At 37.5% G+C, this 24,832-nt stretch carries 26 protein-coding genes, 1 pseudogene and 1 riboswitch; of the genes and pseudogenes, 24 read left to right on the forward strand and 3 right to left on the reverse strand.

Annotated elements, in window-relative coordinates:
- Nucleotides 1–103 precede the first annotated feature (103 nt).
- Nucleotides 104–649, forward strand: a complete 546-nt coding sequence (locus IGJ52_RS06500) for a TetR/AcrR family transcriptional regulator (protein WP_002360361.1) — start codon at nucleotides 104–106, stop codon at nucleotides 647–649.
- A 142-nt stretch (nucleotides 650–791) separates the two neighbouring features.
- Nucleotides 792–1,166 (forward strand): YxeA family protein, encoded by a 375-nt coding sequence (locus tag IGJ52_RS06505; protein ID WP_002357632.1) that lies wholly within the window; start codon nucleotides 792–794, stop codon nucleotides 1,164–1,166.
- A gap of 43 nt (nucleotides 1,167–1,209) precedes the next feature.
- Here the strand turns inward: IGJ52_RS06505 and IGJ52_RS06510 are convergent, their stop codons facing one another.
- Nucleotides 1,210–1,959 (reverse strand): peptidylprolyl isomerase, encoded by a 750-nt coding sequence (locus IGJ52_RS06510; RefSeq protein WP_002374887.1) that lies wholly within the window; start codon nucleotides 1,957–1,959, stop codon nucleotides 1,210–1,212.
- A gap of 181 nt (nucleotides 1,960–2,140) precedes the next feature.
- On the opposite strand from IGJ52_RS06510, the gene IGJ52_RS06515 reads away from it, so the two are divergent.
- From IGJ52_RS06515 to IGJ52_RS06550, 8 genes are all read left to right on the forward strand, one after another.
- Nucleotides 2,141–3,232 (forward strand): DUF871 domain-containing protein, encoded by a 1,092-nt coding sequence (locus tag IGJ52_RS06515; protein ID WP_002360357.1) that lies wholly within the window; start codon nucleotides 2,141–2,143, stop codon nucleotides 3,230–3,232.
- Between the two features lie 194 nt (nucleotides 3,233–3,426).
- Nucleotides 3,427–4,356: an alpha/beta hydrolase gene (locus IGJ52_RS06520; RefSeq protein WP_010713413.1), complete on the forward strand. Its 930-nt coding sequence runs from the start codon at nucleotides 3,427–3,429 to the stop codon at nucleotides 4,354–4,356.
- Nucleotides 4,357–4,524: 168 nt separating this feature from the next.
- Nucleotides 4,525–5,415, forward strand: a complete 891-nt coding sequence (gene xerD, locus IGJ52_RS06525; protein ID WP_002360354.1) for a site-specific tyrosine recombinase XerD — start codon at nucleotides 4,525–4,527, stop codon at nucleotides 5,413–5,415.
- A gap of 64 nt (nucleotides 5,416–5,479) precedes the next feature.
- A complete protein-coding gene (locus tag IGJ52_RS06530; protein ID WP_002420210.1) occupies nucleotides 5,480–6,274 on the forward strand; it encodes a segregation/condensation protein A in 795 nt (264 codons plus the stop codon).
- Entirely contained in the window at nucleotides 6,271–6,876 is a 606-nt protein-coding gene (scpB, locus tag IGJ52_RS06535) for an SMC-Scp complex subunit ScpB (RefSeq protein ID WP_002357625.1), read from the forward strand. The genes IGJ52_RS06530 and scpB overlap by 4 nt, the downstream gene beginning before the upstream one ends.
- Nucleotides 6,877–6,879: 3 nt before the next feature.
- Nucleotides 6,880–7,596, forward strand: coding sequence for a pseudouridine synthase (locus IGJ52_RS06540; protein WP_002357624.1), 717 nt, complete (start codon nucleotides 6,880–6,882; stop codon nucleotides 7,594–7,596).
- Between the two features lie 153 nt (nucleotides 7,597–7,749).
- A riboswitch (FMN riboswitch) is annotated at nucleotides 7,750–7,869 on the forward strand.
- Between the two features lie 71 nt (nucleotides 7,870–7,940).
- The gene (locus IGJ52_RS06545) at nucleotides 7,941–8,606 is read left to right on the forward strand and encodes an ECF transporter S component (RefSeq protein ID WP_002382314.1); all 666 of its coding nucleotides are present in this window, start codon (nucleotides 7,941–7,943) and stop codon (nucleotides 8,604–8,606) included.
- Between the two features lie 256 nt (nucleotides 8,607–8,862).
- Complete coding sequence (locus tag IGJ52_RS06550; RefSeq protein WP_438792183.1) at nucleotides 8,863–10,194, forward strand: zinc ribbon domain-containing protein; 1,332 nt, start codon at nucleotides 8,863–8,865, stop codon at nucleotides 10,192–10,194.
- 22 nt (nucleotides 10,195–10,216) lie between these two features.
- Here IGJ52_RS06550 and IGJ52_RS06555 read toward each other — a convergent pair whose 3' ends face one another.
- Entirely contained in the window at nucleotides 10,217–10,435 is a 219-nt protein-coding gene (locus IGJ52_RS06555) for a ferredoxin (protein ID WP_002357617.1), read from the reverse strand.
- Between the two features lie 35 nt (nucleotides 10,436–10,470).
- Between IGJ52_RS06555 and IGJ52_RS06560 the strand changes: the two genes are divergently transcribed.
- The 10 genes and pseudogenes from IGJ52_RS06560 (at nucleotide 10,471) to IGJ52_RS06605 (ending at nucleotide 21,064) form a co-directional block, all read left to right on the forward strand.
- Nucleotides 10,471–11,505, forward strand: a complete 1,035-nt coding sequence (locus IGJ52_RS06560; RefSeq protein ID WP_010822812.1) for a helix-turn-helix domain-containing protein — start codon at nucleotides 10,471–10,473, stop codon at nucleotides 11,503–11,505.
- The gene (locus tag IGJ52_RS06565) at nucleotides 11,506–12,948 is read left to right on the forward strand and encodes a RecQ family ATP-dependent DNA helicase (protein ID WP_173958466.1); all 1,443 of its coding nucleotides are present in this window, start codon (nucleotides 11,506–11,508) and stop codon (nucleotides 12,946–12,948) included.
- 75 nt (nucleotides 12,949–13,023) lie between these two features.
- Nucleotides 13,024–13,656, forward strand: a complete 633-nt coding sequence (locus IGJ52_RS06570; protein ID WP_010816515.1) for a LysM peptidoglycan-binding domain-containing protein — start codon at nucleotides 13,024–13,026, stop codon at nucleotides 13,654–13,656.
- A gap of 237 nt (nucleotides 13,657–13,893) precedes the next feature.
- On the forward strand, nucleotides 13,894–14,574 hold the full coding sequence (cmk, locus tag IGJ52_RS06575; RefSeq protein ID WP_002357612.1) for a (d)CMP kinase: 681 nt from the start codon (nucleotides 13,894–13,896) through the stop codon (nucleotides 14,572–14,574).
- Nucleotides 14,575–14,687: 113 nt separating this feature from the next.
- A complete protein-coding gene (rpsA, locus tag IGJ52_RS06580) occupies nucleotides 14,688–15,899 on the forward strand; it encodes a 30S ribosomal protein S1 (protein WP_002360341.1) in 1,212 nt (403 codons plus the stop codon).
- Between the two features lie 173 nt (nucleotides 15,900–16,072).
- Nucleotides 16,073–17,383 carry a ribosome biogenesis GTPase Der gene (der, locus tag IGJ52_RS06585; RefSeq protein ID WP_002357608.1) on the forward strand — a complete coding sequence of 437 codons (1,311 nt, stop codon included), beginning with the start codon at nucleotides 16,073–16,075 and terminating at the stop codon, nucleotides 17,381–17,383.
- A 247-nt stretch (nucleotides 17,384–17,630) separates the two neighbouring features.
- Complete coding sequence (locus IGJ52_RS06590; RefSeq protein WP_002357604.1) at nucleotides 17,631–17,906, forward strand: HU family DNA-binding protein; 276 nt, start codon at nucleotides 17,631–17,633, stop codon at nucleotides 17,904–17,906.
- A 306-nt stretch (nucleotides 17,907–18,212) separates the two neighbouring features.
- Nucleotides 18,213–19,249, forward strand: a pseudogene (locus tag IGJ52_RS06595) (hypothetical protein).
- Between the two features lie 9 nt (nucleotides 19,250–19,258).
- A complete protein-coding gene (locus IGJ52_RS06600) occupies nucleotides 19,259–20,515 on the forward strand; it encodes a tetratricopeptide repeat protein (RefSeq protein WP_173958464.1) in 1,257 nt (418 codons plus the stop codon).
- 9 nt (nucleotides 20,516–20,524) lie between these two features.
- Nucleotides 20,525–21,064 (forward strand): ReoY family proteolytic degradation factor, encoded by a 540-nt coding sequence (locus IGJ52_RS06605; protein ID WP_002361802.1) that lies wholly within the window; start codon nucleotides 20,525–20,527, stop codon nucleotides 21,062–21,064.
- A 37-nt stretch (nucleotides 21,065–21,101) separates the two neighbouring features.
- Here IGJ52_RS06605 and IGJ52_RS06610 read toward each other — a convergent pair whose 3' ends face one another.
- The gene (locus tag IGJ52_RS06610) at nucleotides 21,102–21,986 is read right to left on the reverse strand and encodes a YitT family protein (protein WP_002357595.1); all 885 of its coding nucleotides are present in this window, start codon (nucleotides 21,984–21,986) and stop codon (nucleotides 21,102–21,104) included.
- 123 nt (nucleotides 21,987–22,109) lie between these two features.
- On the opposite strand from IGJ52_RS06610, the gene IGJ52_RS06615 reads away from it, so the two are divergent.
- The 4 genes from IGJ52_RS06615 to IGJ52_RS06630 are packed head-to-tail and all read left to right on the forward strand — an operon-like array spanning nucleotide 22,110 to nucleotide 24,823.
- Nucleotides 22,110–22,460, forward strand: a complete 351-nt coding sequence (locus IGJ52_RS06615; RefSeq protein ID WP_002363944.1) for a nucleotide pyrophosphohydrolase — start codon at nucleotides 22,110–22,112, stop codon at nucleotides 22,458–22,460.
- Nucleotides 22,453–23,232 carry a 4-hydroxy-tetrahydrodipicolinate reductase gene (gene dapB, locus IGJ52_RS06620; protein ID WP_173958463.1) on the forward strand — a complete coding sequence of 260 codons (780 nt, stop codon included), beginning with the start codon at nucleotides 22,453–22,455 and terminating at the stop codon, nucleotides 23,230–23,232. Before IGJ52_RS06615 ends, dapB begins: the two co-directional genes overlap by 8 nt.
- The gene (locus IGJ52_RS06625; RefSeq protein WP_025189204.1) at nucleotides 23,229–24,449 is read left to right on the forward strand and encodes a CCA tRNA nucleotidyltransferase; all 1,221 of its coding nucleotides are present in this window, start codon (nucleotides 23,229–23,231) and stop codon (nucleotides 24,447–24,449) included. Before dapB ends, IGJ52_RS06625 begins: the two co-directional genes overlap by 4 nt.
- Nucleotides 24,449–24,823 carry a thioesterase family protein gene (locus IGJ52_RS06630; RefSeq protein WP_010816520.1) on the forward strand — a complete coding sequence of 125 codons (375 nt, stop codon included), beginning with the start codon at nucleotides 24,449–24,451 and terminating at the stop codon, nucleotides 24,821–24,823. Before IGJ52_RS06625 ends, IGJ52_RS06630 begins: the two co-directional genes overlap by 1 nt.
- Nucleotides 24,824–24,832: the final 9 nt, after the last annotated feature.

A 24,832-nucleotide genomic window follows, 5' to 3' on the forward strand; every position in this document is an offset into this window, starting at 1 on the left:
AAAGAAACGCATAAAAAAGTGTAAAATATTATATATATAATGAAAATGGTTTTCTTTTGTGTGAACATAATAAAGTTATTGTTAACTAAAAGAGAAAAGGGGTATGAAAATGGTTAGAACGAAGGTATATACAAAGGAAAAAATCTTAAACGTAGCTGAAAAAATTTTAGTAGATAAAGGTTTTTCTAATTTAACTGCTAGAAATATTGCAGATACTATGGGGATTTCTACGCAGCCAATTTATTTAGAATTTGTCAACATGGACGATTTAAAACGAACCTTAATTAAATCGTTATTTCATCGTATGCAATTATTTTATAAAGCAGATGTCGGTGCCTCAGACCCAGTGATTGCATTGGGTCTGAACTTTATATTATTTGCCCAAAAACATCAAAAAATCTATACGGCGTTATTTATGAAAGCACATGGTTATGAAGAAGAATTGCAGCAAATGCTTCAAACTTTTTTTGAAGAGCGTTTATTATTGGATAAAAAATATGTACAAATGGACAAAGGAAAATTTGTCGAATTATTTCCTAAAATGGTGGTAATCTATTTAGGTTTAGCCACAGCAGTTACAATGAAAACAATTGACTTAACTAAGAATCAAGAAATTCAATTATTAAGTCAATTATTGATAGAAGAGTAGTGTTTTGTTATTTATTCAAAATAACAAAAATACGACATAAGTCTGAGAAAAAACTGGTCGTTGCGCCCGAGGAAGGATTGTTTAAAACTTGCTATACTTTGGAAGAAGTAACAGAGAATAATTACTCGGGAGGATTTATGTGATGAAATTTATTAAATTTTTAGTGGTGACAGCAATTGTTATTGGTGGTGGTTTATTTGGGGCCAAGTTTTACGCAGAGAAGAACTCTGGCGAATTAGCTGGTGTGTTAGATCAATTAAATCCATTGGTTAAAGAAGGAAATGTGTATGTTAAAACAAAGAAAGCCGATAGTGTTAATGGCTATGGAATTGCTAGTTATACGCAAGTAGCCGCAGATGAGGAAGGCAAAACGCGAGAAATAACTTTCACAGCGGACCATGAATTAAAAACAGATCATTATCTAAAAGTCTCAAATAAAGGGGCCCACATCAATACGTATGAAGAGGTCAATCAAGACCAAGTGCCAGAAAAGGCATTACAAGCGATTCAAAAATAACAAAAAGTCAGAACGTACGCTGAAGATACGTTCTGACTTTTTGTTATTTTTTTGCTTCTTGAAGAATATTGATTTTTTCAATTTTAACATCAGTTTTTGGTTTATCGTTGGCACCAACTTCGACTTTGGCAATTTTATCGACAATATCCATTCCTTTGGTTACTTGACCGAAAACAGTATGTTTTTTATCAAGAGAAGGATAGCCGCCTTTTTTGTAAGCATCAATGATTGCTTTTGGATAATCATCATATAAAAGACCATCAGATTGATCATCTGTATTTTGGACAATAAAGAACTGACTGCCGTTAGTATTAGGTCCTGCATTCGCCATTGATAATGCGCCACGAATGTTATATAACTGGTTTGAAAATTCATCTTCAAATGGTTTATTCCAGATGCTGTTTCCGCCAGTTCCATCACCGCTAGGATCGCCACCTTGGATCATAAAGTTATTGATGACGCGGTGGAAAGTCAAGCCATCATAATAGCCATCTTTGGCATGTTTCATAAAGTTCTCGACAGTTTTTGGAGCCTGTTTAGGAAATAGTTTGATTTCAATATTTCCCATTGAAGTAACCATTTGGACTAAGTCTTGATCTTCGGCAACTTTGTCATCTAGTTGTGGTAAATCTAGTGAATTTAAGTCGACCGAATCCTTTGTTTTGCTTTCACTGGATTTAGCGACAGAATCACTCGTTGCGGTCGTGCCTTTATTATTGGTTGTGTTACAGCCTGCTAAAAGCAAGGTGAATGCTGCAACTGAAGCAACAGCAAGCATTTTCTTATGTTTCATCTGTTTTCCTCTTCCTTTCACACTGACAATTAGGTTCTTTTTTATCATAACAAAAGAGAAGATAACAAACCAGTGGAATTTTTATAAGATTTTCTATAGGAAAGGTGTAGACCACTTTTGTTTTTTTTGTTACAATGTAAGCAGATACATTATTATGTTTTACAATTTAGGAGGCAATCACATGGGAAAATTAGGTATTTCAATTTATCCAGAACGTTCAACATTTGAAAAGGACAAAGCATATTTGGATTTGGCTCATAAATACGGCTTTAAGCGTGTCTTTACTAGTTTATTGCAAATCAATGATGATCGGGAAAAGGTATTAGCAGAGTTTAAAAAAGTCGTAGATTATGCCAACCAATTAGGTATGGAAGTGATGGTCGATATTAATCCTGCATTGTTCGAACAATTAGGCATCTCTTATGATGATTTATCATTTTTCCATGATATGGGCGCCTACGGTATTCGTTTAGATCTTGGTTTTACTGGGCAAGAAGAGGCGAATATGACAAGAAACCCTTATGGCATTAAAATTGAAATTAATATGAGTTCAGGGACAAGCTATGTAGATAATATTATGGCCTACTCACCAAACACAGAAAATTTACTAGGCTCACATAATTTCTATCCACATCGTTATACAGGCTTAGGCTATGAGCATTTTGTTTATTGTTCAGAAAAATTTAGAAAATATAATTTAAATACGATGGCGTTTGTGAACTCACACGATGCTACATTTGGACCATGGCCGACACAAGATGGATTATGTTCTTTGGAAGACCACCGCGATTTAGAAATTGCAACGCAAGTTAAGCATTTAGTTTTAACAGGGTTAATCGATGATATTTCTGTCGGAAATGCTTATGCCTCAGAAGCAGAATTAGCAGCAATGGCAGAAGCCTTTCATGCACCGTATCCTTCGATCAAAGTGGATACAGAACCAGAAATCACAGAAGATGAAAGAATTGCATTGTTCGATAACTTACACAGTTATCGTGGAGATCGTTCTGATTACGTTTTGCGTTCAACAATGACACGTGTTTACTATAAAGATCGTCCTTTCCCAGCTCATACAACGAGAGATATTGTTCGAGGTGATGTCTTGATTGACAACGTTGGCTATGGACAATACAAAGGGGAAACACAAATTGCTTTAAAAGAAATGAAAAATGATGGCCGTGTAAATGTGGTTGGTCGTATTTCTGATGACGAACGTTTCTTATTAGAATTTTTGAAGCCATGGTCAAGTTTTAAACTTATTGAAAATAAATAATTTTTAGTTTCCTATAAATAGATAAGTGGAGCATAGCGCAAAAGGTAACATTTTTGTGCTATGCTTTTTTTGTCGCAACAAAATTGTCCCATTGTAGTGGTAAAGAAAGATGGTTGAATCTTTGAATGGTAGTTGTCAAAAAAAGGGTGACAACTTATAATGAATCATACAGTTTAAATAAAAGGAGTACGTAGATGAATCGATGGTTAAAAATTTTGATTGCGCTTATTGTAGTAATTGCAATTGGTTTAATTGCGGCAGGCTTATATTTTTATAATTATGCAGTAGTTCCAGGAAAGAAAGACTTTATAAATGAGAATACCCCAGGGTCAAAAGTGGTCCAGACACCTGAAGGCGCATGGTTTAAAGATGACAAAAATCGACAAGAATGGTCAATTACTTCGAAAGATGGGCTACGTCTAAAGGCCATTTATTTACCAGCCGACAAAAAAAGTAATCGTACCGTTATTATGGCGCATGGTTATATGGGTTCGGCAGAAACGATGTCTGTCTTTGCGAAAATGTATCATGATTGGGGCTACAATGTGTTAGCGCCAGATGCGCGTGGTCACGGGAAAAGTCAAGGAGATTATATTGGTTTTGGCTGGCCCGATCGTAAAGATTATGTCCAATGGATTGAGAAAGTTTTAACCGAAAATGGTCAGCAAGAACAAATCACTTTATACGGTGTCAGTATGGGTGCTGCTACAGTCATGATGACGAGCGGGGAAAAATTACCAGATAACGTGAAAGCCATTGTGGAAGATTGTGGCTATTCTACAGTCAATCAGGAGTTGCAATATCAATTGAAAGAGCTTTTCAATTTACCAAGTTTCCCATTAGTTAATGTTACTAGCGGGATTACGAAACTTAGAGCTGGCTATTTCTTTGGGGAAGCAAGCGCTGTTAAGCAATTGCAAAAGAATCATTTACCAATGCTCTTTATTCATGGTGAAAATGATACGTTTGTGCCGTTTAGTATGTTAGACGAAGTTTACAATGCAACCCAAGGACCTAAAGAGAAATATGTCGTGCCTGGAGCAGAGCATGCGAAAGCTTATAATAAAAACCCAGAAAAATATAAGGAAACAGTAGCTGCTTTTCTAGATAAATATATAAAATAACAAATTTATTCTTTACTAATAGTAGCAAAAACAAAAGACTTGTTCTTAAGTTAACGACTTAGTGAACAAGTCTTTTGTTGTCAGTTGATTTTTTTGAATAAGTTGGAATTTACCCATGCAATCTAGGGCATAATCTGATAGGATAGTACTAGAAATGAGGGAAGGATAATGGAAGAACAATTAGTCGATTATTTACACTATTTACAAATAGAGCGGGGCTTATCAAATAACACACGACGGAGTTACGAACGAGATTTAAAAAAATACGTAGCCTTTTTACAAGAACAAGGCTTGCATTCTTGGGACGAAGTTGACCGTTACATGATTACAGAATTTTTGCAATCCCTTCACGAAGAACAGCAAGCTTCAGCAAGTGTGATTCGGATGATTTCTAGTTTGAGAGGATTTCATCAATTTTTACGTCAAGAACGCTTAAGCGAACATAATCCGATGCAACATATTGACTCCCCCAAGAAAGTTCAAAAATTGCCAAGTACATTATCTGTTGACGAAGTGACTCGATTAATTGAAACGCCTGATACAAGTAAACCACTAGGTATGCGGAATCGTGCTATTTTAGAAGTGATGTATGCAACGGGCCTGCGAGTTAGTGAGCTAATTGAAATAAAATTAGGGGATCTGCATTTATCCATTGGTTTATTGCAAACAATCGGAAAAGGGGACAAAGAACGAATTATTCCTTTAGGCGATTATGCGATTCAATGGATTGAGCGCTATATGAACGAAGCCAGACCTCAATTGATTAAAAATCATCCGAATGAAACACACCTATTCGTTAACCATCATGGTGAACCGTTATCTAGACAGGGCATTTGGAAAAATTTAAAACAGATTGTTCGAGAAGCCCAGATAGAGAAAAATATTACGCCGCATACATTACGGCATAGCTTTGCGACACATTTGTTGGAAAATGGCGCAGACCTTAGAATCGTTCAAGAATTATTAGGACATGCAGATATCTCCACGACACAAATTTATACACATATTACCAAACAACGAATGGCAGATGTTTATAAGGAACATTTTCCTCGGGCTTAATTTGCGAGAATGCCCACAAACGAATAAATTTATGGTAAACTAGGAAGTCGAGAAAAGAAAGTAGGTGTCGTTTTTGCAAGAAATTAATTTAAAACTAGATGTCTTTGAAGGACCACTGGATCTTCTACTACATTTAATTCAAAAATTAGAAATCGATATCTATGACATTCCCATTACAGCAGTAACTGAACAATACATGTCTTATATTCATGCGATGCAAACCTTAGAGTTAGAAGTCGCTGGAGAATATCTAGTCATGGCTGCCACCTTAATGGCTATTAAAAGTCAGATGTTGCTTCCAAAACAAGAGCTTGAAATCATTGATGATGAAGATTTTTTTGAAGAGGAAGACCCACGGGAAGCTTTAGTAGCTCAGTTATTGGAGTATCGGAAATTTAAATATGCAGCGACTGTTTTACATGAAAAAGAAGAAGAACGTAAACTCTATTATACAAAAGAACCAATGGATATGGATGATTATAAAGAGGAAGATACAACACTACCGCCTAATCAAATCAATACAATTGATTTATTTCTAGCCTTTCATGCCATGTTAGAAAAGAAAAAAAATCGCCAGCCTGTTGAAACAACTGTTGCCAGTGACGATGTTTCCATCGAAGAAAAAATCTCCGCTATTTCAGAGCGTATGCGTCAAGTACAGAAAGGGAAGGCAGTGTCGTTTGACTCTTTCTTCGATTCTTATTCCAAACAAGAAATTGTGACAACGTTCATGGCTCTTTTAGAATTAATGAAAACGGGCGTGATTTATGCTGAACAAGAAAATAATTATAGTGAAATTTTGTTATTTAATACAGAAACCCAGCAGGAAGATACAACAGAGGTGGAGGAAACACAGTGACATTAGTTAGTCAAATTGAAGCAATTTTATTTGTGGTTGGCGAAGAAGGAATTGGCTTGGAAGAGCTTGCGTACTTATTAGAGAAGTCAACAGCAAAAACCTATGAAGAATTAACGAAATTGAAAGAACATTATGCTTCTGACAATAAATCAGCGTTGAATATTTTAGAAGTCGGCAATCATTTTGTCTTAACAACGAAGAAAAAATATGCCTCATTACTAAAAAAATATGCGCAATCGCCTATGTCGAACGCCTTATCACAAGCGGCGCTAGAAACATTATCCATTATTGCTTATAAGCAACCAATTTCGCGTATTGAAATTGATGAAATTCGTGGCGTACAGACTTCTGGCTCTATCCAAAAGTTAGTTGCCCGTCAGTTGATAGAAGAAAAAGGCCGCGTCGATGGTCCTGGTAGAGCAATTTTGTATGGCACAACGAAGTATTTTATGGATTACTTTGGGTTGAAAAGTTTAGATGAATTACCAGATATCCAACAAATGGAAGATGAATTAGAAGAAGAACTACCAATGGATCTATTTTTTGATCGTTATCAAGAAACGAACCCAATGTCTGAAACAACAGAAGGCGAGGAAGCTTAAACAATGGAAAGATTACAAAAAGCAATTGCTCATGCTGGGGTGACTTCGCGTCGCAAAGCAGAGGAATTAATTGTCAAAGGTCGCGTAAAAGTCAATGGCCAAGTGGTCAAAGAATTAGGAACGCAAGTAAGTAAACAAGATACTGTTGAGGTTGATGGTGTACCAATTTATCAAGAAGAATATGGTTATTATTTATTCTATAAACCAAGAGGGGTTATTTCTGCAGTATCTGACGACAAAGGCCGTAAAGTAGTAACGGATTATTTTACAGATGTTACTGAGCGAATTTATCCAGTCGGTCGTCTGGATTATGATACTTCTGGGTTGTTACTTTTAACGAATGATGGAAGTTTTTCACAAAAATTAACCCATCCTAAACATGAAGTAGATAAAGTCTACGTAGCAAAAATTAAAGGTGTACCAACTAAACGGGATCTATTGCCATTAGCCAAAGGCATTCGCATTGATGGCAAACGCACAGCACCAGCCAATTTTCAAATTCTTTCAGCGGACATTAAAACAGGTAGCAGCGTCGTGGAATTAACGATTCATGAAGGACGTAATCATCAAGTGAAGAAAATGTTTCAAGCTGTTGGTTTCCCTGTTCAAAAATTAAAACGTGAACGTTACGGTGAGTTGACCTTACAAGGTTTGCGACCAGGGCAATATCGTGATTTAACTAAAAAAGAAATCAGTCAATTATTAAATCAAGCTAAATAAGATAAAATGACTCGATCTCTTCGCGCTTATGGCGGAGGGATTGTTTTTTTTTTGAGAAACGAAACAATCAATGAAATTTAATAAAAAAGCTTAGTTAGTTGCATTCATTGTTCAAATCGGTTACACTAAGTAAGTAAAAAAATATAATACAAGGTTCGTCTTCAGGGGCAGGGTGTAATTCCCGACCGGTGGTTATAGTCCACGACTCGTTTTTAACGATTGAATTGGTGTAATTCCAATACCGACAGTATAGTCTGGATAAAGAAGATAGGGCTTATTTGAGACGCTTTTTCATCAGATAATCCTACTCTATTTTTCCCTGCAGAAAAATAGGGTTTTTTTGTATGACAAAGAAGCGAATCAAAAAGTTCGTTGAAGATGGGTCCTTAATTGGAGGATTTCAGATGAACAACAAGGTACAAAAAATGGTCAGCATTGCAATGTTGGCTGCAATCGGTACAGTATTACAATTTGTGGCATTTCCGATTATGCCAGCGTTTAGTTTTTTGAAAATCGATTTTAGTGATATTCCGATTCTACTCGGAATGTTCTTGTACGGACCGTTAGCAGGAGTAATTACTGCTTTTGTTCGTTCGTTGCTACACCTGTTCTTAACCGGACTAGCACCGCAAAATATGGTGGGAGATTTCGCTAGCTTTTTAGCAAGTAGTATCTTCACCTTGCCAATTTTTTATTTCTTTGGTAAAAAGAAAAATATCCGTACAAATCGGATAGTGGGCTTAGTAAGTGGGATTTTAGCCTTGACAATTTTCATGAGTATTGCGAATTATTTTGTCATTACACCCATTTACTTACAATTATATGGTGTGACCACACAACAATTTTTAGGAACATCTTTAGCAAGCTATGTGGCGATTGGTATTGTGCCATTCAACCTTATTAAAGGCCTCTTAGTCAGTGGTGTTTTTCTAGTACTACATGCGAAGTTATTGCCATGGCTATCAAAAAAACAACATACTATTCAGAAAAAAACACCGTTAACAAAATAAATGATAAAAAAACCTGCTGTTGAACAATGTTTGACAGTGGGTTTTTAAAATTTACGCCTAAAAGAAAAGAGGTTGTCACAATCTGTCATCATTCTGTTAAAAAATACTAAACCATCTGCATTGTAATTTTAACTTTCCCTTGGTATGATAGAAATCATCAAAGAAAGAGGAGTTTTCCTGAGTGAAAAAGTGTAAAAATTGTCGTCACGTGAATCGTGATACGGAGTCCTTTTGTGAAGAATGCGGCGCTCCGCTAATGAATGAATCAATGCATCAAGAGGAAAACCAAGCACAACCATCAATGAATAAAGGGAACGAATCTACTCCTCTCAGATCAAAAAGAAGCTGGATCTGGGTGTTTCTTTTTGTGTTCATCGTTCTTGGAACGGGTAGCTATTTTCTCGGGACGCATTATTTTTCTAAGGAACAACAAATTTCTCATTTTATTGAAGCGATTGAGAATGGTGATGCCCAAGAATTAAGTAAAAAAATGAGGACGAACGAGTCTGAATTTCAAGTGAATCCGCAAAGCATTAAGCCTTTAATCACTTATTATCAAAAAAATCCAACTGAGCTAAAAAAATTAGAAAAAGCGCTATTAAAGGATAAAAAGCTACATGGTTTAACTATTCGTGAAACGAGTCAAACAGCATTTTTCTTTCACCGTTATCAATTCATTTTAACGCCTGTTTCTGTTCAGTTAACGACAAATCAGCGCGGTGTGACGCTGGCAATGAACGGGCGGGAAGTGGGCACTTCCGACTCAACTACTTATCAAAAGGAATTGGGACCCTTAGCGCCAGGACAATATACCTTTACAGCCACAGTGAAAGATAGCACCGGCGAACCTGTTATCACAGAAGAGTATCGTTTATTAGAAGAGGAAAATTATATTTCTAGTATTCCTTTAGATTTTAAACGAATGAATTTTGTTGTGGAGAGCAATCTGCCAGACGCAGATATTTATATTAATGATCGGAAAGTTGGTACGCTAAAGAATGGAAGCAAAACGATTGGCCCTTTGTTCTGGTCCAAAGGGATGACGATTCAACTCAAAAAGACGATTAATGGAGAAGAAATTCAAACATCAAAAGAAACGATTGGTGAAAATGATTTTGTCGAAGCGCTCTCCGATAATCCTACGCTACAATTGAATTTTCCGTTAGCTAGCGACTATGATGCCCGCAAAGCGCTAGAAACCTTTTATCAAGCATTTGCCAAACAAGTGAAAAGTCATACGGATAGTGCAGAATTTGCTGAAAAATATCTCGTTGGTGGGGAAAATAATCCTCAATTTCCTTCTTTTATAGAAGCACTTGAACGATTACGTGAAAAGAAATCGACCGATGGTTCACCAGATTTTGAAGTGACCATTAATACGCTACAATTGGATGGTAAAGAAAATTACCATGTCAATTATTATTTAGAAGCCAAAAATTCTAAAGCAAAAGAAAATGGTCTTCGTTATGAATGGATCAATGGCCTAAATGATCAAATTCATTTAGTCAAAGAACCGCTAAAAGAAGGACAATTACAGTTTGTTTCGTTAGATGAACAAACACTTGCTTGGCTCGAAAAAATACTCTAAGCAAAAATGAGTGCTAAATTATTTAGCACTCATTTTTGCTTATTTCTATTGCACGCGTGGGACATTTGCGGTACGCTTTTAACACATTCTCGCGTTCGTTTTCTGGAATAAATTGTTGTCGAGCATGCGGCTCGTCTTTAAAAAGGACAATCCCATGATCATCATAATCAAATATATTGGGCGCATAAACTTGACAAAGTCCACAAGCAATACATTTTTCAGGAACTAAACGTGATTGCATAAACAGTGACACATCCTATCTAAAAGAGGTTTACTATGGAAGCAACTTTTATTTTAGCGTTATTATCTCATGGATACAAGGTACGTGCATCAACTTTGTATCATCTTTTAAAAGGCAAACGGACTAGCTCTGTTTTGATTTATGGTTTTTTATATGATTGTTTACGGTTCATTGGCTGGTGGCCAACGATTTCCGAACAAGCCTATTTTCAATTTCTTGAAAAACTTTCGAAGGCGAAACAAATTCAGTATCACAAAGAGACAAATGAAATTCAACTAACAAAAGAAGGGCAACTATTTTTAAAGGAGCACCATTTTTCGTTGCTGGATTATCCTGCAATTGATCTTTATCGTTTTGGCAGAAGTGATCGAGAAAGTTGGCAACTCATTCAATTTGCCGTGCAAGTGACTTCGTATTTATCATTTGAGGAAAAACAGTATATTCCACTTTTATCAACACCGATTCCGCAACTATATTTGAAACGATGGTTACAACAAGACAAGAAAGAGCAGCGCATTCAATCAATCAAAGAAGAACTGTTGCGAGGGTTTGAGTTACTACCTGAAGCAGAAAGCGACTATTTGGTTGCGCAACTTTCTGGTTATCAGCAAACTGGCAAAGTTCCTCAGCAATTAACAAGCCATAAGACAGCTCTTGAACAGCGTTTGTGGCACACGCAAGCGGTTCATCATTTACTGCAGTTGATAATGTACGGAGGAAACTATCCTGCTTTACAAACGCTTGTATGGCCGTATCTAGAAAAAAATCTAAACCAAAGTATGCAAGAAACTCAACGTTTGTTAACGGAAGGCAAGACGCTTCAGGAAATTGCTGAGCAGCGAAAAATAAAACTGAGTACCATTCATGATCATCTATTAGAGTTGGCTATTCAAGGGCAGCTGCAGGTGTCTGTTTATCTTGAAAAGGAGGCAATACTCCAAAACTTGGCTCAAACAGAACAAGATCCGCGGTTGTGGGTGTATCGGGATTGGCGAGCGCAAGAAGCGACGCTTTCTTATTTAGATTTCCGCTTATATCAAATCCAACAAATTTGGCAAGAAAAGGAGTGAGTGTTGTTGACATTAGAACAAGAATTATTCACTCGATTTGGTTATGCAGCGTTTAAGCCTGGTCAAAAAGAAGTGATTACAAACTTACTTGACGGTATGAATACATTGGCTGTTTTGCCAACAGGCACCGGTAAATCATTGTGTTATCAATTTGTGGGCCAGAAGTTAGAGGGACTAACGGTAATTGTTTCTCCTTTACTTTCGTTAATGGAAGATCAGGTGCGTCAATTACAAAGACAAGGAATTAAAGGTGCGGTTGCCTTAAACAGTACGTTACAATATTCAGAAAAGCGTTATATTTTAGCGGAAATGTTCCAATACGATTATCTGTTTTTAAGCCCAGAAATGCTTTTGCAGCAAGAAGTACTTAGTGTGTTACAACGCCAAAAAATTGCATTATTTGTGGTGGATGAAGCCCATTGTGTTTATCAGTGGGGCGTCGATTTTCGCCCTGAATATAGTAAATTAGATCTGGTCCAAAAACAGCTAGACTTTCCTTTGACCTTGGCGTTAACTGCCACAGCGACACCCGTTGTACAGCACGCAATTATAAAACAATTATTTTCTCATGGTAGCTATCAAGAAGTTCTTTCTTCAGTGAATCGAAAAAATATTGGCTTGTTCGTGAAGGAAACGTCAGAAAAAGAAGAAGTGTTACTAGATTACTTATCTAAAACGGCTGGTAAAATCATCATCTATTGCGCCACGCGCAACAAAACAGAACAAATTAGTCAACTTATTCAGGCGAAAACCAGTTTTAAGGTGTCCTATTATCATGGGGGCTTGGAGGCTAGTGAACGTAGTCGCTTGCAAGAACAATTTATTGATAATCAAATCGATATTCTTTGTGCAACGAATGCTTTTGGGATGGGAATCGACAAACCTGATGTTCGTGGAGTGATTCATTTTGATTTGCCTGATAGCTTAGAAAATTACCTGCAAGAAATCGGGCGAGCTGGACGTGATGGTCAAAAAAGTTGGGCGCTATTATTGTATAAAAAAGGGGATGAATTTATTCATCGGTTTTTCTTAGAAGAGACAAGAGCGAATCGAGCGACCTTAAAATCGCTGATTGAAGGAGAAGAACAAGCAGATTTGCTAGAAAATGCCACCGAGTTACAACAAAAATGGGTCCAAGGCTATTTAGCCAAGGATTATTCTTTTGAAGAGCTAGAGCATCGTTTAGAGGAGAAAGAAAAAGATCGTCAAGCACAATTAAGAGGGATGCTGACGTATATTGAAACCACAACCTGTCGAAGAACGTTGATTCAAACTTATTTTCAAGAATCGATTGTCAAACAATCACCGGAAACTTGTTGTGATAATTGTGCGTTATTCTTTGACATTTACCAAGATTCAATAGTAAAATCGAACAAGACCAGCAATCAAAATGAAGAAGATTGGCGTTCTAAATTTCTAAAATTATTTAAAGAACGTGATTAATTCATTTTTTTAGTCGGCAGTTGGCAAAAGCTATGATATAATAACAAGCGAGAGAAGTTTAGGAGGAAATTAGCAGTGAGTAAAAAGGACAAAAAGAAAAACCAAGCTCGTGAGCCATGGGAACAATCAATTTATGAACCTGATCAAAATGGTGGTGGTTCTCGTTTAGCAAAACGCCAACAGCAACGAGGAAATTCATTATTTCTAACTGTTTTAGTTATTTTGCTATTATTAATTATTGCCATTCCAATTGGGACTTTCTTATGGATGATGCAAGACAAGAAACCGAACGAAAGTGCTAGCAAAAATAGCCAGCCATCTTCTTCATTAGTCCAATCATCATCAAAAGAGAAGAAAAAAGAAAGTACGTCAAAATCAGTGGAAAGCTCAGAACCAGCAAGCAGCCAACCAGCTGAAAATACAACACCTTCAAGTTCAGATGCTGCTGCACAGCAACAACAGGACCAACAAGCACAACAACAGCAACAGCAACAACAACAACAAGAGCAGCAACAACAACAAGAAGCTCAAAATCAACAACAGCAACAAGCGCAGAACCAACAACCTGTTTATGATACCGTTCAAAGTGGCGAAGGGGCACGTCAAGTTGCCGAACGTAACGGAATGACATTAGAACAAATTTTAGCGTTAAATCCTGGGATTGATACATCTGTGTTTTATCCAGGACAACCATTACGTATTAAATAATCCAGAAAAAGAGGTTTGGACAGCACTTTCAAGGGCTAAACCGCGACGGATGATTACATGAGAATGCCAATAAAGCAGAAATTTCCGAAAGATGTTTTGCGTCTTTCGAGGGATTTCGGCTTATTGCTTTTTCGTTAGAAACTCGTCATCAGTTTAAATCCAAGTTCTTTTCTTCTGATTTTAATATAAAAGAAGAAGCGCATTTTAAAGGATGCATATCAGTTAAGGAGTTTTTTCATGGGGAAAATCAGTATTGCTATTGACGGACCAGCTTCGTCAGGCAAAAGTACAGTTGCAAAAATTTTAGCAAAACAATTGAATTATGTGTATTGTGACACGGGGGCCATGTACCGAGCGATTACGTATTTGGCCTTGCAAAATCAAATCGACATTCAAGCGGAAGAGCCATTAGTAGCGCTTTGTGTCAACCACACTATTTCTTTTCAGCAAGCAGAGAATGGCCAACGTGTTTTTATCGATGGTCATGAAGTGACCGAAGCGATTCGCCAGCCAGATGTAACGAATGCTGTTTCAGCTGTTTCAAAACATGCAAAAGTTAGAGAAGAAATGGTGGCGTTACAACAGAAAATTGGTCAAGCCGGCGGAGTTGTCATGGATGGTCGAGATATTGGTACTGCAGTTTTACCAAAGGCCGAAGTAAAGATATTCTTGGTGGCTAGCGTTGAAGAACGTGCAGAACGTCGTTTTAAAGAAAATCAAGAAAAAGGGATTGAGACGGATTTTGAAACCTTGAAGGCGGAGATTGAACGTCGGGATTATTTAGATTCAACCAGAGAAGTATCACCCCTTGTCCAAGCAAGTGATGCTGTGAAAATCGATACAACAGGCTTGACGATTGAAGAAGTCGTCGCCGCCATACAAAATGTGATTAAACAAAAAGGTTTTGAACTTTTTTAAAGAATTTTAAGAAAAATAGAAGAAATCGCTTTATTTTTTTACAAAAATCTCGTACTATGTAAGTATATATAGCTAAGTTTTGGAATTTTTGTTGGCATAGGAGGATAAGAGGCATGACAGATTTTGAAGACAAACAAGTAGCAAACAACGAAACAATGGAAGATGCAATGAACAGCGTTCAAGAAGTCAGTGTTGGCGATATTGTTAAAGGCGAAGTTTTAGCCATCGAAGACAAACAAGTTGTTGTCGGCATTGAAGGAGCGGGCGTTGAAGGCGTTGTTCCTGCAAAGGAATTATCGACTTTACCAGTTGAAGATGTACACGAACTTGTGAAAGTCGGTGATGTGTTAGATTTAGTTGTTATCACATCAATTGGCAAAGATAAAGAAAACGGCAGTTATTTACTGTCAAAACGCCGTTTAGATGCTAAAAAAGTTTGGGAAGAAATTGAACAAGATTTCCAAGCGGGCAAAGTAATCGAAGCACCTGTTACAAATGTTGTTAAAGGTGGTTTGGTTGTTGATGTCGGTGTTCGCGGATTTGTTCCTGCCTCAATGGTTGAAGATCATTTTGTTGCAGATTTTTCTGAATATAAAGGTCAAACACTAGCATTTAAAATTATTGAAATCGAACCTTCAGAAAACCGCTTAATTCTTTCACATAAAGCAGTTGTTGAAGCTGAAAAAGAATCGAAAAAAGAAGAATTACTTTCTTCTTTACATGACGGAGACGTTGTTGAAGGGAAAGTAGCTCGTTTAACAGATTTCGGCGCATTCATTGATTTAGGTGGCGTGGATGGTTTAGTTCATGTTTCTGAAATTGCTCATCAGCATGTGGGCAAACCAAGTGATGCGTTAACTGTTGGCGAAGACGTTCAAGTAAAAATTCTTTCAATTAATCCAGAAGAAGGACGTATTTCTTTATCTATTAAAGAAACATTGCCTGGACCATGGACAGATATCGAAACAAAAGCAGCCGCTGGGACTGTTTTAGATGGAACAGTAAAACGCTTAACCAGCTTCGGTGCGTTTGTGGAAGTTTTCCCTGGTGTGGAAGGATTAGTGCATATTTCTCAAATTTCTCACAAGCATATTGCAACGCCTCATGAAGTCCTTCATGAAGGGGATCAAGTACAAGTGAAAGTTTTAGAAGTTAATCCAGAGGAACATCGTATTGCTTTAAGTATCAAAGCGTTAGAACCAAAACCTGAGTCTCAAGAAGAACCAAAAGAAGAACAGGAATATGAATTGCCTGAAGAAAATACTGGCTTTACCATGGGCGATATTTTAGGTGACGCTTTATCTGATGCGAAAGAAGAGGAATAACACGTTACTTTCTTGAAATTTATGAGTTTGACATAGCCGTAAACAGATCGGCTATGTCAAACTCATTTTTTCTTGAATTGGTTAGAAAATCAGCAGAAACTAAAACTTTTCTTGCACTTTAAGGTTTGATTAGGTAAACTAGTAAGGATTGAAATTCTCAAGGAGGGAATCAAATGGCAAATCCAACTATTGCGATTGTCGGTAGACCGAATGTCGGTAAATCGACTATTTTTAACCGCATTGCCGGTGAGCGTATCTCGATTGTAGAAGATACTCCTGGCGTAACACGCGACCGTATTTATACAACTGGAGAATGGTTAGGGCGTGAATTTAGTATTATTGATACAGGTGGGATTGATTTAGGTGACGAACCATTTATGGACCAAATCAAACACCAAGCAGAAATTGCGATTGATGAAGCAGATGTGATTATCTTTGTTGCTAGTGGCCGTGAAGGAATTACTGATGCAGATGAGTTAGTAGCAAAAATTTTATATCGTAGTAATAAACCAGTGATCTTAGCTGTTAATAAAGTTGACAATCCTGAAATGCGTAATGATATTTATGAATTTTATGCTTTAGGACTAGGGGATCCTTTCCCAGTTTCTGGTAGTCACGGTTTAGGCATTGGCGATGTGTTAGACGAAGCAGTTAAACATTTTCCTAACACTTCAGAAGAAGAGGACGAAGATACAATTAAATTTAGTTTAATCGGGCGTCCAAATGTCGGTAAATCATCATTGATTAATGCTATTCTTGGTGAAGATCGTGTGATTGTTTCAGATATTGAAGGAACAACGCGAGATGCAATCGATACGTATTTTGAATCTGAAGAAGGTCAAAAGTTCTTAATGATTGATACGGCTGGTATGCGTAAACGTGGGAAAGTATACGAATCAACTGAAAAATATAGCGTCATGCGCGCAATGCGGGCGATTGAACGCTCAGACATTGTTTTAATGGTCTTGAATGCAGAAGAAGGTATTCGTGAGCAAGACAAGCGTGTGGCGGGCTATGCCCATGAAGCAGGTCGCGGTATTATTATCGTGGTCAACAAATGGGATACAGTCAAAAAAGATACAAATACAATGCGTGATTTTGAAGCGGAAATTCGTGATGAATTCCAATATTTAGATTATGCACCTATTATTTTTGTGTCTGCATTAACCAAACAACGTTTAAACAAACTGCCTGAACTAATTGAAACAGTAAGTATGAATCAAAACTTACGGATTCCTTCAGCGTTGTTAAATGACGTTGTAATGGATGCTGTAGCAATTAATCCAACACCAACCGATAAAGGAAAACGTTTGAAGATTTTTTATGCAACACAAGTGGCAGTCAAACCACCTACATTTGTTATTTTTGTCAACGAAGAAGAACTAATGCACTTTTCTTATGCCCGGTTTTTAGAAAATCAAATCAGAAAAGCATTTACGTTTGAAGGTACACCGATTAAAATCATTCCGCGACGCCGAAAATAGCGCATTCTACCATACTTTTTTTAGATATTCAAATAAATTTATCAACTTTGAGAAAAAATGATTATTTTTTGAAAAAACTGGTTAAAATACACTAAAAACCTTGCTATTACAACTTTCTTATGCTATCTTGTTAACAGAATATTGAACCAGATCAATATTTGCTGTCTGTTTTTGGACCACTCAAAAATAGACGGAACTTTAGGTGTGTAAAAACATCGTATCTCTTATAGAGGAGGTGAAATGATCCATGGCAAATAAAGCAGAATTAATCGAAAACGTTGCATCTTCAACTGGTTTAACTAAAAAAGATGCTACTGCAGCAGTAGACGCTGTCTTTTCAACAATTCAAGAAACTCTTGCTAAAGGTGAAAAAGTTCAATTAATCGGTTTTGGTAACTTTGAAGTTCGCGAACGCGCAGCTCGTAAAGGACGTAACCCACAAACTGGACAAGAAATTCAAATCGCTGCAAGCAAAGTACCTGCATTCAAACCAGGTAAAGCATTGAAAGATGCAGTGAAATAAGACAGACAATTAGAACCCTTGGTTTCCAAGGGTTCTTTTTTGAATCATACATAAAAAATGTTATTTTAAGAGGTGGTCGAAACAGTACGCTAAAAGGCTAAATTGTAACGAACCTTGGGTGAGAAAAACGTGCTTCGCTCCGAGAATCAAGCGGGAACGGTTCGACACTCGCTCCTTGCTTTTTTGATAAAAAGAGAAAGATTTATGAATGAAGGACAAAAATAAGTTGTTGCCAGTAGCTGTTTTTTAGTGGTTATGCTAGACTTGGGGTGAAGGAAGAGGAAACAGTCTTAAGGTGGTGAATCAATGAAATACAACTATTCTAGAGGGGAAAACAAGGTCGCTATTATTTATGGAGAAACATTTGCTTCCGTCCTAAAAAAACGACCAGTAACGACGGAGTCAATCGTTGTTTTGGCGAATCAGCGTTACTATGATCTTTTTTCTGAGAAGATTAATTATGCCTTTGGGGAACAGTTGGGATTAAACTGGTATATTTGTCGCAATGATGTTCATTGCAATGACTTATCAGAATTAGAAAGTGTGTTACGTTTCTTAGCTGATTGGCCAGAAAATCAGGATGTTTTATTGATTGGTTTGGGTAATGAAGGGGTACTACAATTAACCGCATTTCTGCACCAAGTAAGTGTTCCTCCAAATGTTGGCTGATGCCTGTGTCTGTTCAAGCGTTACGGCAAGGACTTTTACCAAGTGTCACAATTCAGCAAGCACAGCATGCAACTATGCATATAGAAAATCATTCAGAAGAAATTTTGTTTGATAGTACCTTGACCAATAAAAAAGGTGCTGCCCCTTTAATTGATTTGCTCGTTTTTATTCGAGCGGGTCTTGTCTGTGATTATACTTATTTACAAATGCTATACCAAACGTATCCAGATAAAAAACGGTTGAATCAAACGTCATTTAATGGTATTTTAGACGAGTTGTTATCTTTGTATGAACAAGCAGGGGAAAAAGTGGATCAATTTGGCCGAGTTTTTGAAGTGGCCTTTGCTACAACCGAAAATGGCCATTTGTTATCAGGTCCCATGAAACGATTATTGGGATTGTTGTTACAAGTTTTATGGAGCCAGCAAGTCAATCACTTTGATTTTCAATTTAAAAATTTTATCGTTTGGTTTATTCGCTTAGGTTTTCCGGTGGCGTTTCCAAAAGAAATTTTAAGTGCTGATTACGCAGAACAAGTCTTGACTCACACAGAAACACTAGGTCCTCCTATGGTGTTGGAAAAAATCGGTCAACTAGGAGCAGCTTTAAAGCCAACGCCCGATCAACTGTTAACAACGATTGAAAGATACCAAGAAATTTTAAAAGAGATTTGAGGGGAAATTATGTCATATAGTGAAAAAATGGTTCAAGCATTACAAGCTGAAAATTTAGCAGAAGCACAGTTAATGTTTGAAGAAGCATTAAAGAAAGATGATGAAAATACCTTAGCTGATTTAGGGGAAACGTTATTATCTTTAGGTTTTCTAGAAGAAGCCAAACAAATTTTCCAACAGTTGTTGGAACAATTTCCCGATGCAGATGGCTTAAACATTCCATTAGCAGAAATCGCCATTGAAAATAATGAAATAGATGACGCATTCATCTATTTAGAAAAAATTCCAGAAACTAGTGACAGTTATGTCCAAAGCCTCTTAGTTACTGCGGATTTGTACCAAGTTTTAGGGATTCCAGAAGTCAGTGAAGCGAAATTAAAAGAAGCAGCCAGTCTTATGCCAGAAGAGCCGTTAATTCAATTTGCTTTGGGAGAACTATATTTTACAAATGGTCAATTTGTCGAGGCTATCACTCGTTATCAAAGCATTGTAGAAAGCGGGACAGCGCAAATCTCTGCTATTTCCTTGAATGAACGCTTAGGAAGTAGTTACAGCATGTTAGGTGATTTTGAAGAAGCAGTTCCTTATTTGGAAGCCGCAGTCAAAGAAGAACAAACAGACGATCGTTTATTCCAGTTAGCTTTCACTTATTTACAGTTACATGAGAATCAAAAAGCCATTGCGTTGTTCCAGCAATTAAAAACACTAAACCCACATTATCAATCACTTTATCTATATTTAGCGGAAGCGCTCCAAGAAGAAGAGCAATTAGAGGAAGCAAAAGCGGTGATCGAAGAAGGAATTGCGGAAAATCCCTTCCAAGTAGAGTTATACCAATTTGCCTCTGAAAATGCCTATCGCTTACACGACATTGCTGGTGCTGAAAATTGGTTGTTAAAAGCTTTGGAATTAGGTGAGAAAACAGATGAAAGTCGTTTGACCTTAAGTAATCTCTACATCACGGAAGAGCGTTTTGAGGAAGTAATTACTATCTTAAATGATTTAGAGGAAACGGATCATCCTTATGCTGAATGGAACTTAGCAAAAGCGTACAACGAATTAGAAGACTTTGCCGTCGCTAAAGTTCATTACGAACAAGCAGCGCAAGAATTGTCTCACGAACCAGAATTTCTAAAAGAATACGCATTGTTCTTACGAGAAGAAGGCGAACTTGAAAAAGCAAAACACTTGTTGCACCATTATTTGGAACATGAACCTGGTGATGTCGACATGCAATCTGTGCTAGCAGATATGGAAGAAAGATAGGAAACGACGATGTTTGTTAGTTTATCAGAAAAGAAAAAATTTTTAACTTGGTTAGTGAATACAGTGCCTTTTGGAAGAAGAGAAGTACTGTGGATTTTAAATTACTTATTAACGCACGATGCGATTTTAAATAATGTTCATTTTGTTGAGAACGTAGAGAAGACTGATCGAGGGATCCGCGTGGTAGCAGATGGTTTAGGTAAGGAGCCGTTATTGCTTTTTATCCAAGCACAAGAATTTACAGATCCGGAACAAATTTTTCATGAGATTCGAATGAATTGGCGGAAAGCTCTTTATTTAGAATGTGTATTTCCAGAGGCATGGCAAACGAGCCAGTATTTATCTGTTTTAGAAGATAATCCGTTTGCGCCATGGAATGAACAAGTGGATCAGGAAGTTGCCAGAGCGATTGATCAATACTTTAAGCAAGAAGAACAAACGCAACGAATGGCATTAATTAAAGCTCAAATTGACGATGCTTTAGAAACAGGCAACAAAGAAGCGTTTTTAGAATTATCCGATGAATTAAATCGTTTGAAACAACAATAAATAAAACCCAGCATTTTCAATAAATGCTGGGTTTTATTTATTGTTTTAATTTAAAGCGCCGTTGTTTGCTGGGTTTTGCATAAGTAAAGCCTTCGCCAATTGCTTCATGTACGTTAATGATGGACACAAAGGCTTTTTCATCTATTTCATTAGCAATTCGTTTGACTTCCATTATTTCTCGAGGGCTGACTACCGTGTAGAGAACCCGTTTTTCCACTTGTGAATAAGCACCTTCACCATTTAAATATGTTACCCCACGTTCTAAAGAAGCCATTAAACTTTGACCGATTTCTTCGGAATGATTGGAAACAATTAAAATTCCTTTCGCAGCATAGGCTCCGTCTAGTACAGAATCGACAACACGACTGAAAACAAAGGACACAATTAAAGTATACATCATTCGTTTGACATCAATATAGGTCAACGAGAGGAGTAAGACTGCAACATCAAAAAGTAACAACGAGCGGCCCATGCTAATCCCAAAGTATTTTTCGAAAATGCGGGCAATGACGTCGGTCCCACCAGTGGTTCCGCCTACGCGGTAAACAAGGCCACTCCCGAATCCTGCGGCCAAACCAGCTAAGAGAGCAGCAATCAATAAATCATGATCTAAATTAATTTCAACAGGAAATTTTTGCCAAAACCACAAAAATACCGATAACGACACGGTACCAATTAGCGTATAATAGAGGGAACGTTTGCCTAAAATTTTACCACCAATTAATAAGAGCGGAATATTGATTAATAATGTCGTATATGCTGGGTTAAAATGAAATAAGGCTCTTAAAATCAAAGTAATCCCTGTGACACCACCTTCGGCCAGGTCATTGGCAATATTGAAAGTAACCAAACCAAAGGCATAGATACAGCTTCCTAATACAATAAATAACACATCTTTAAAATAAAATCTTTGTTCTTCCATTTAATCACGTCCTTTTACAGTATAAACTGTATCATTCTCTATATAAAACAACAAGTAGAACCTTTCCAGATAGCCGAGTTTTTGATAAGATGTAGGAGGTAGAGTAAGAAAGGTTGGGGTAAAATGTCAGAATCAGAACAACGTAGTTTGCAATCGATGCAAACAGAAGTTGATGATTATATTCAACAGTTTAAAACAGGCTATTTTTCACCATTAGGACAAATGGCTCGTTTGACGGAAGAGGTCGGAGAATTAGCCCGTGAAGTCAATCATTATTATGGTGAAAAACAGAAAAAAGCAGACGAAAAACCAAAGACAGTATCAGAGGAACTTGGAGATGTCTTTTTTGTATTGATTAGCATGGCAAATTCTTTAGAGATTGATTTAACCGAAGTTTTTGAAGAAAATATGGCCAAATTTAACAAGCGGGATCGCTATCGCTTTGAAAGAAAGGATGGGAAAACACATGATTAAAATAATTGTCGCTGGGTTTAAAGGACGGATGGGCAGTACTGCTACACAAATGGTCTTAGAAACCGCAGACTTTGAATTAGTAGGTGTGTATGATCCTCATGAAGCACAAGAAACTGTTTCTTTCAATGATGAAACAGCAATTCCCGTTTTTCAGCGCTTAGAAGAAGTCCTAGCTGTCAAACCAGATGTTTGGATTGATTTTACGGTTCCTGAAGCTGCCTATCCAAATACGCGTTTTGCGTTGGAACACGGTATGGCGCCAGTTGTTGGGACGACAGGCTTTACGGAGGAACAAATCAACGAATTGACAAACCTATCTCGAGAAAAAGCCATCGGCGGCTTAATTGCGCCAAATTTTGCAATTGGGGCAGTTTTAATGATGCAATTTGCCCAAAAAGCGGCACAGTATTTTCCGGATGTGGAAATCATTGAATTACATCATGATAACAAATTAGATGCACCAAGTGGAACGGCTATAAAAACTGCAGAAATGATTCAAGAAGTTCGGCTAGCAAAAAAACAAGGGAATCCGCAAGAGGTAGAATCAATACCAGGGGCACGCGGGGCTGATTTCGAGGGTCTGCGAATCCATAGTGTACGCTTACCTGGTTTAGTGGCACACCAACAAGTCCAATTTGGCAGTGTAGGTGAAGGGCTCACTATTCGGCATGATTCTTATGATCGGCGTTCATTCATGACAGGAGTAGCGTTAGCTTGTCGGCAAGTGGTACAGAGAACAGAACTACTTTACGGATTGGAACAGATGCTATGAAATTGACAACTATTCCAAACGAATTTAAAGAAGCCGCTCCCGTTATTCGTGAAATCAATGCACAGGGCTTTGAAGCGTATTTTGTCGGGGGCAGTGTCCGTGATGCTTTATTAAATAAACCAATCCATGATGTCGATATTGCGACAAGTGCCTATCCAGAAGAAATTAAGCAAATTTTTAAACGAACCGTTGATGTGGGCATCGAACATGGCACAGTCCTTGTATTGATGGAAGACCAACAGTATGAAGTAACAACCTTTCGTACCGAGTCAACTTATCAAGACTTTCGCCGACCAGATGAAGTCACCTTTGTTCGCTCCTTGAAAGAAGATTTAAAACGGCGAGATTTTACGATTAATGCCTTGGCGCTTGACAGCACAGGCGAAATCATTGATTTATTTGATGGCATCGAAGATTTAACTAATCAAACCATTCGTGCAGTCGGCAATCCCCATGAGCGGTTTCATGAAGATGCTCTGCGGATGATGCGGGGCTTACGCTTTGCTAGCCAATTAGATTTTAAAATTGAAGAAAAAACCTTAGCCGCTATCGCTGAATTTCATCCTTTATTAGAAAAAATTTCAGTAGAACGCATTACGATTGAATTTGTAAAAATGCTTTTAGGGGTTAATCGACAAGGTGGCTTAGCTCCGTTTATTGAAACAGAATGCTATCAATATTGTCCCAAATTACGAGAACAAGGGGCTGGACTTTTTCGTTTAATGGACTTGCCTGCTCGTCAAATTGAAACAGAAGCAGAAGCGTGGACGTTACTTATCCAATCATTGAATTTACCAGAAGCAGAAATCCGCTCCTTCTTAAAGGCTTGGAAACTTTCAAATCAATTAATTCAAAACGTTTCACAATTAGTACGTGGTCTGCGTTTTCGTTTGAATAACGACTGGCAGCCAATGATGCTTTATGAATTAGGCGAAGAATCAGCCGTACTTGTTGAAAGGCTTTTATATTATTACCAACAAGAGAGTCAAGTACAAGTAACAAAAGAGTTAGTTAAGGCATTACCCATCCATCAAAGACATGAATTGGCCATAACAGGAAAAGACCTTTTAGCCGTCTTAGAAGAAACACCAGGCAAATGGTTAGGGGAACTGATTGCTGAAATCGAGCAACACGTTGTTGAAGGTAGCTTAGAGAATAAACAAGAAGTTCTGCTTTCGTTTGCCAAAAAACAACGTTCAAAAGGAGAGAAAGCATAATGCCAACAGAAATGTTTACAAAAGAATTTTTGGTGAAAGAATCACAAACGGCTAAAATGCTCGGTTCTGGTGACTTAGAAGTTTTAGGAACCCCTGCTTTAGCTGCCATGATTGAACAAACAGCCAAAGAAGCTGTGAAGGACCAATTATCAGTTGGGGAAACAACTGTCGGAACGGTGTTAGAATTGTGCCACTTATATCCATCCGCGGTAGGGGCGACAATCGTTGTTACGATGACCAGCATTGAACAGACTGCACACAAAATACGCTATGAATTTGTTGCTTATGAAGGAGAACGACAAATTGCCAAAGGTTCTCACCAACGTGCAGTAGTTGAGATTGATTCTTTTTTAAAAAGAATAACAAAAGATTAAGAATCTACA

Origin of the sequence: Enterococcus sp. DIV1758 (assembly GCF_051711985.1) — a bacterium.
Taxonomy (GTDB): Bacteria; Bacillota; Bacilli; order Lactobacillales; family Enterococcaceae; genus Enterococcus; species Enterococcus faecalis.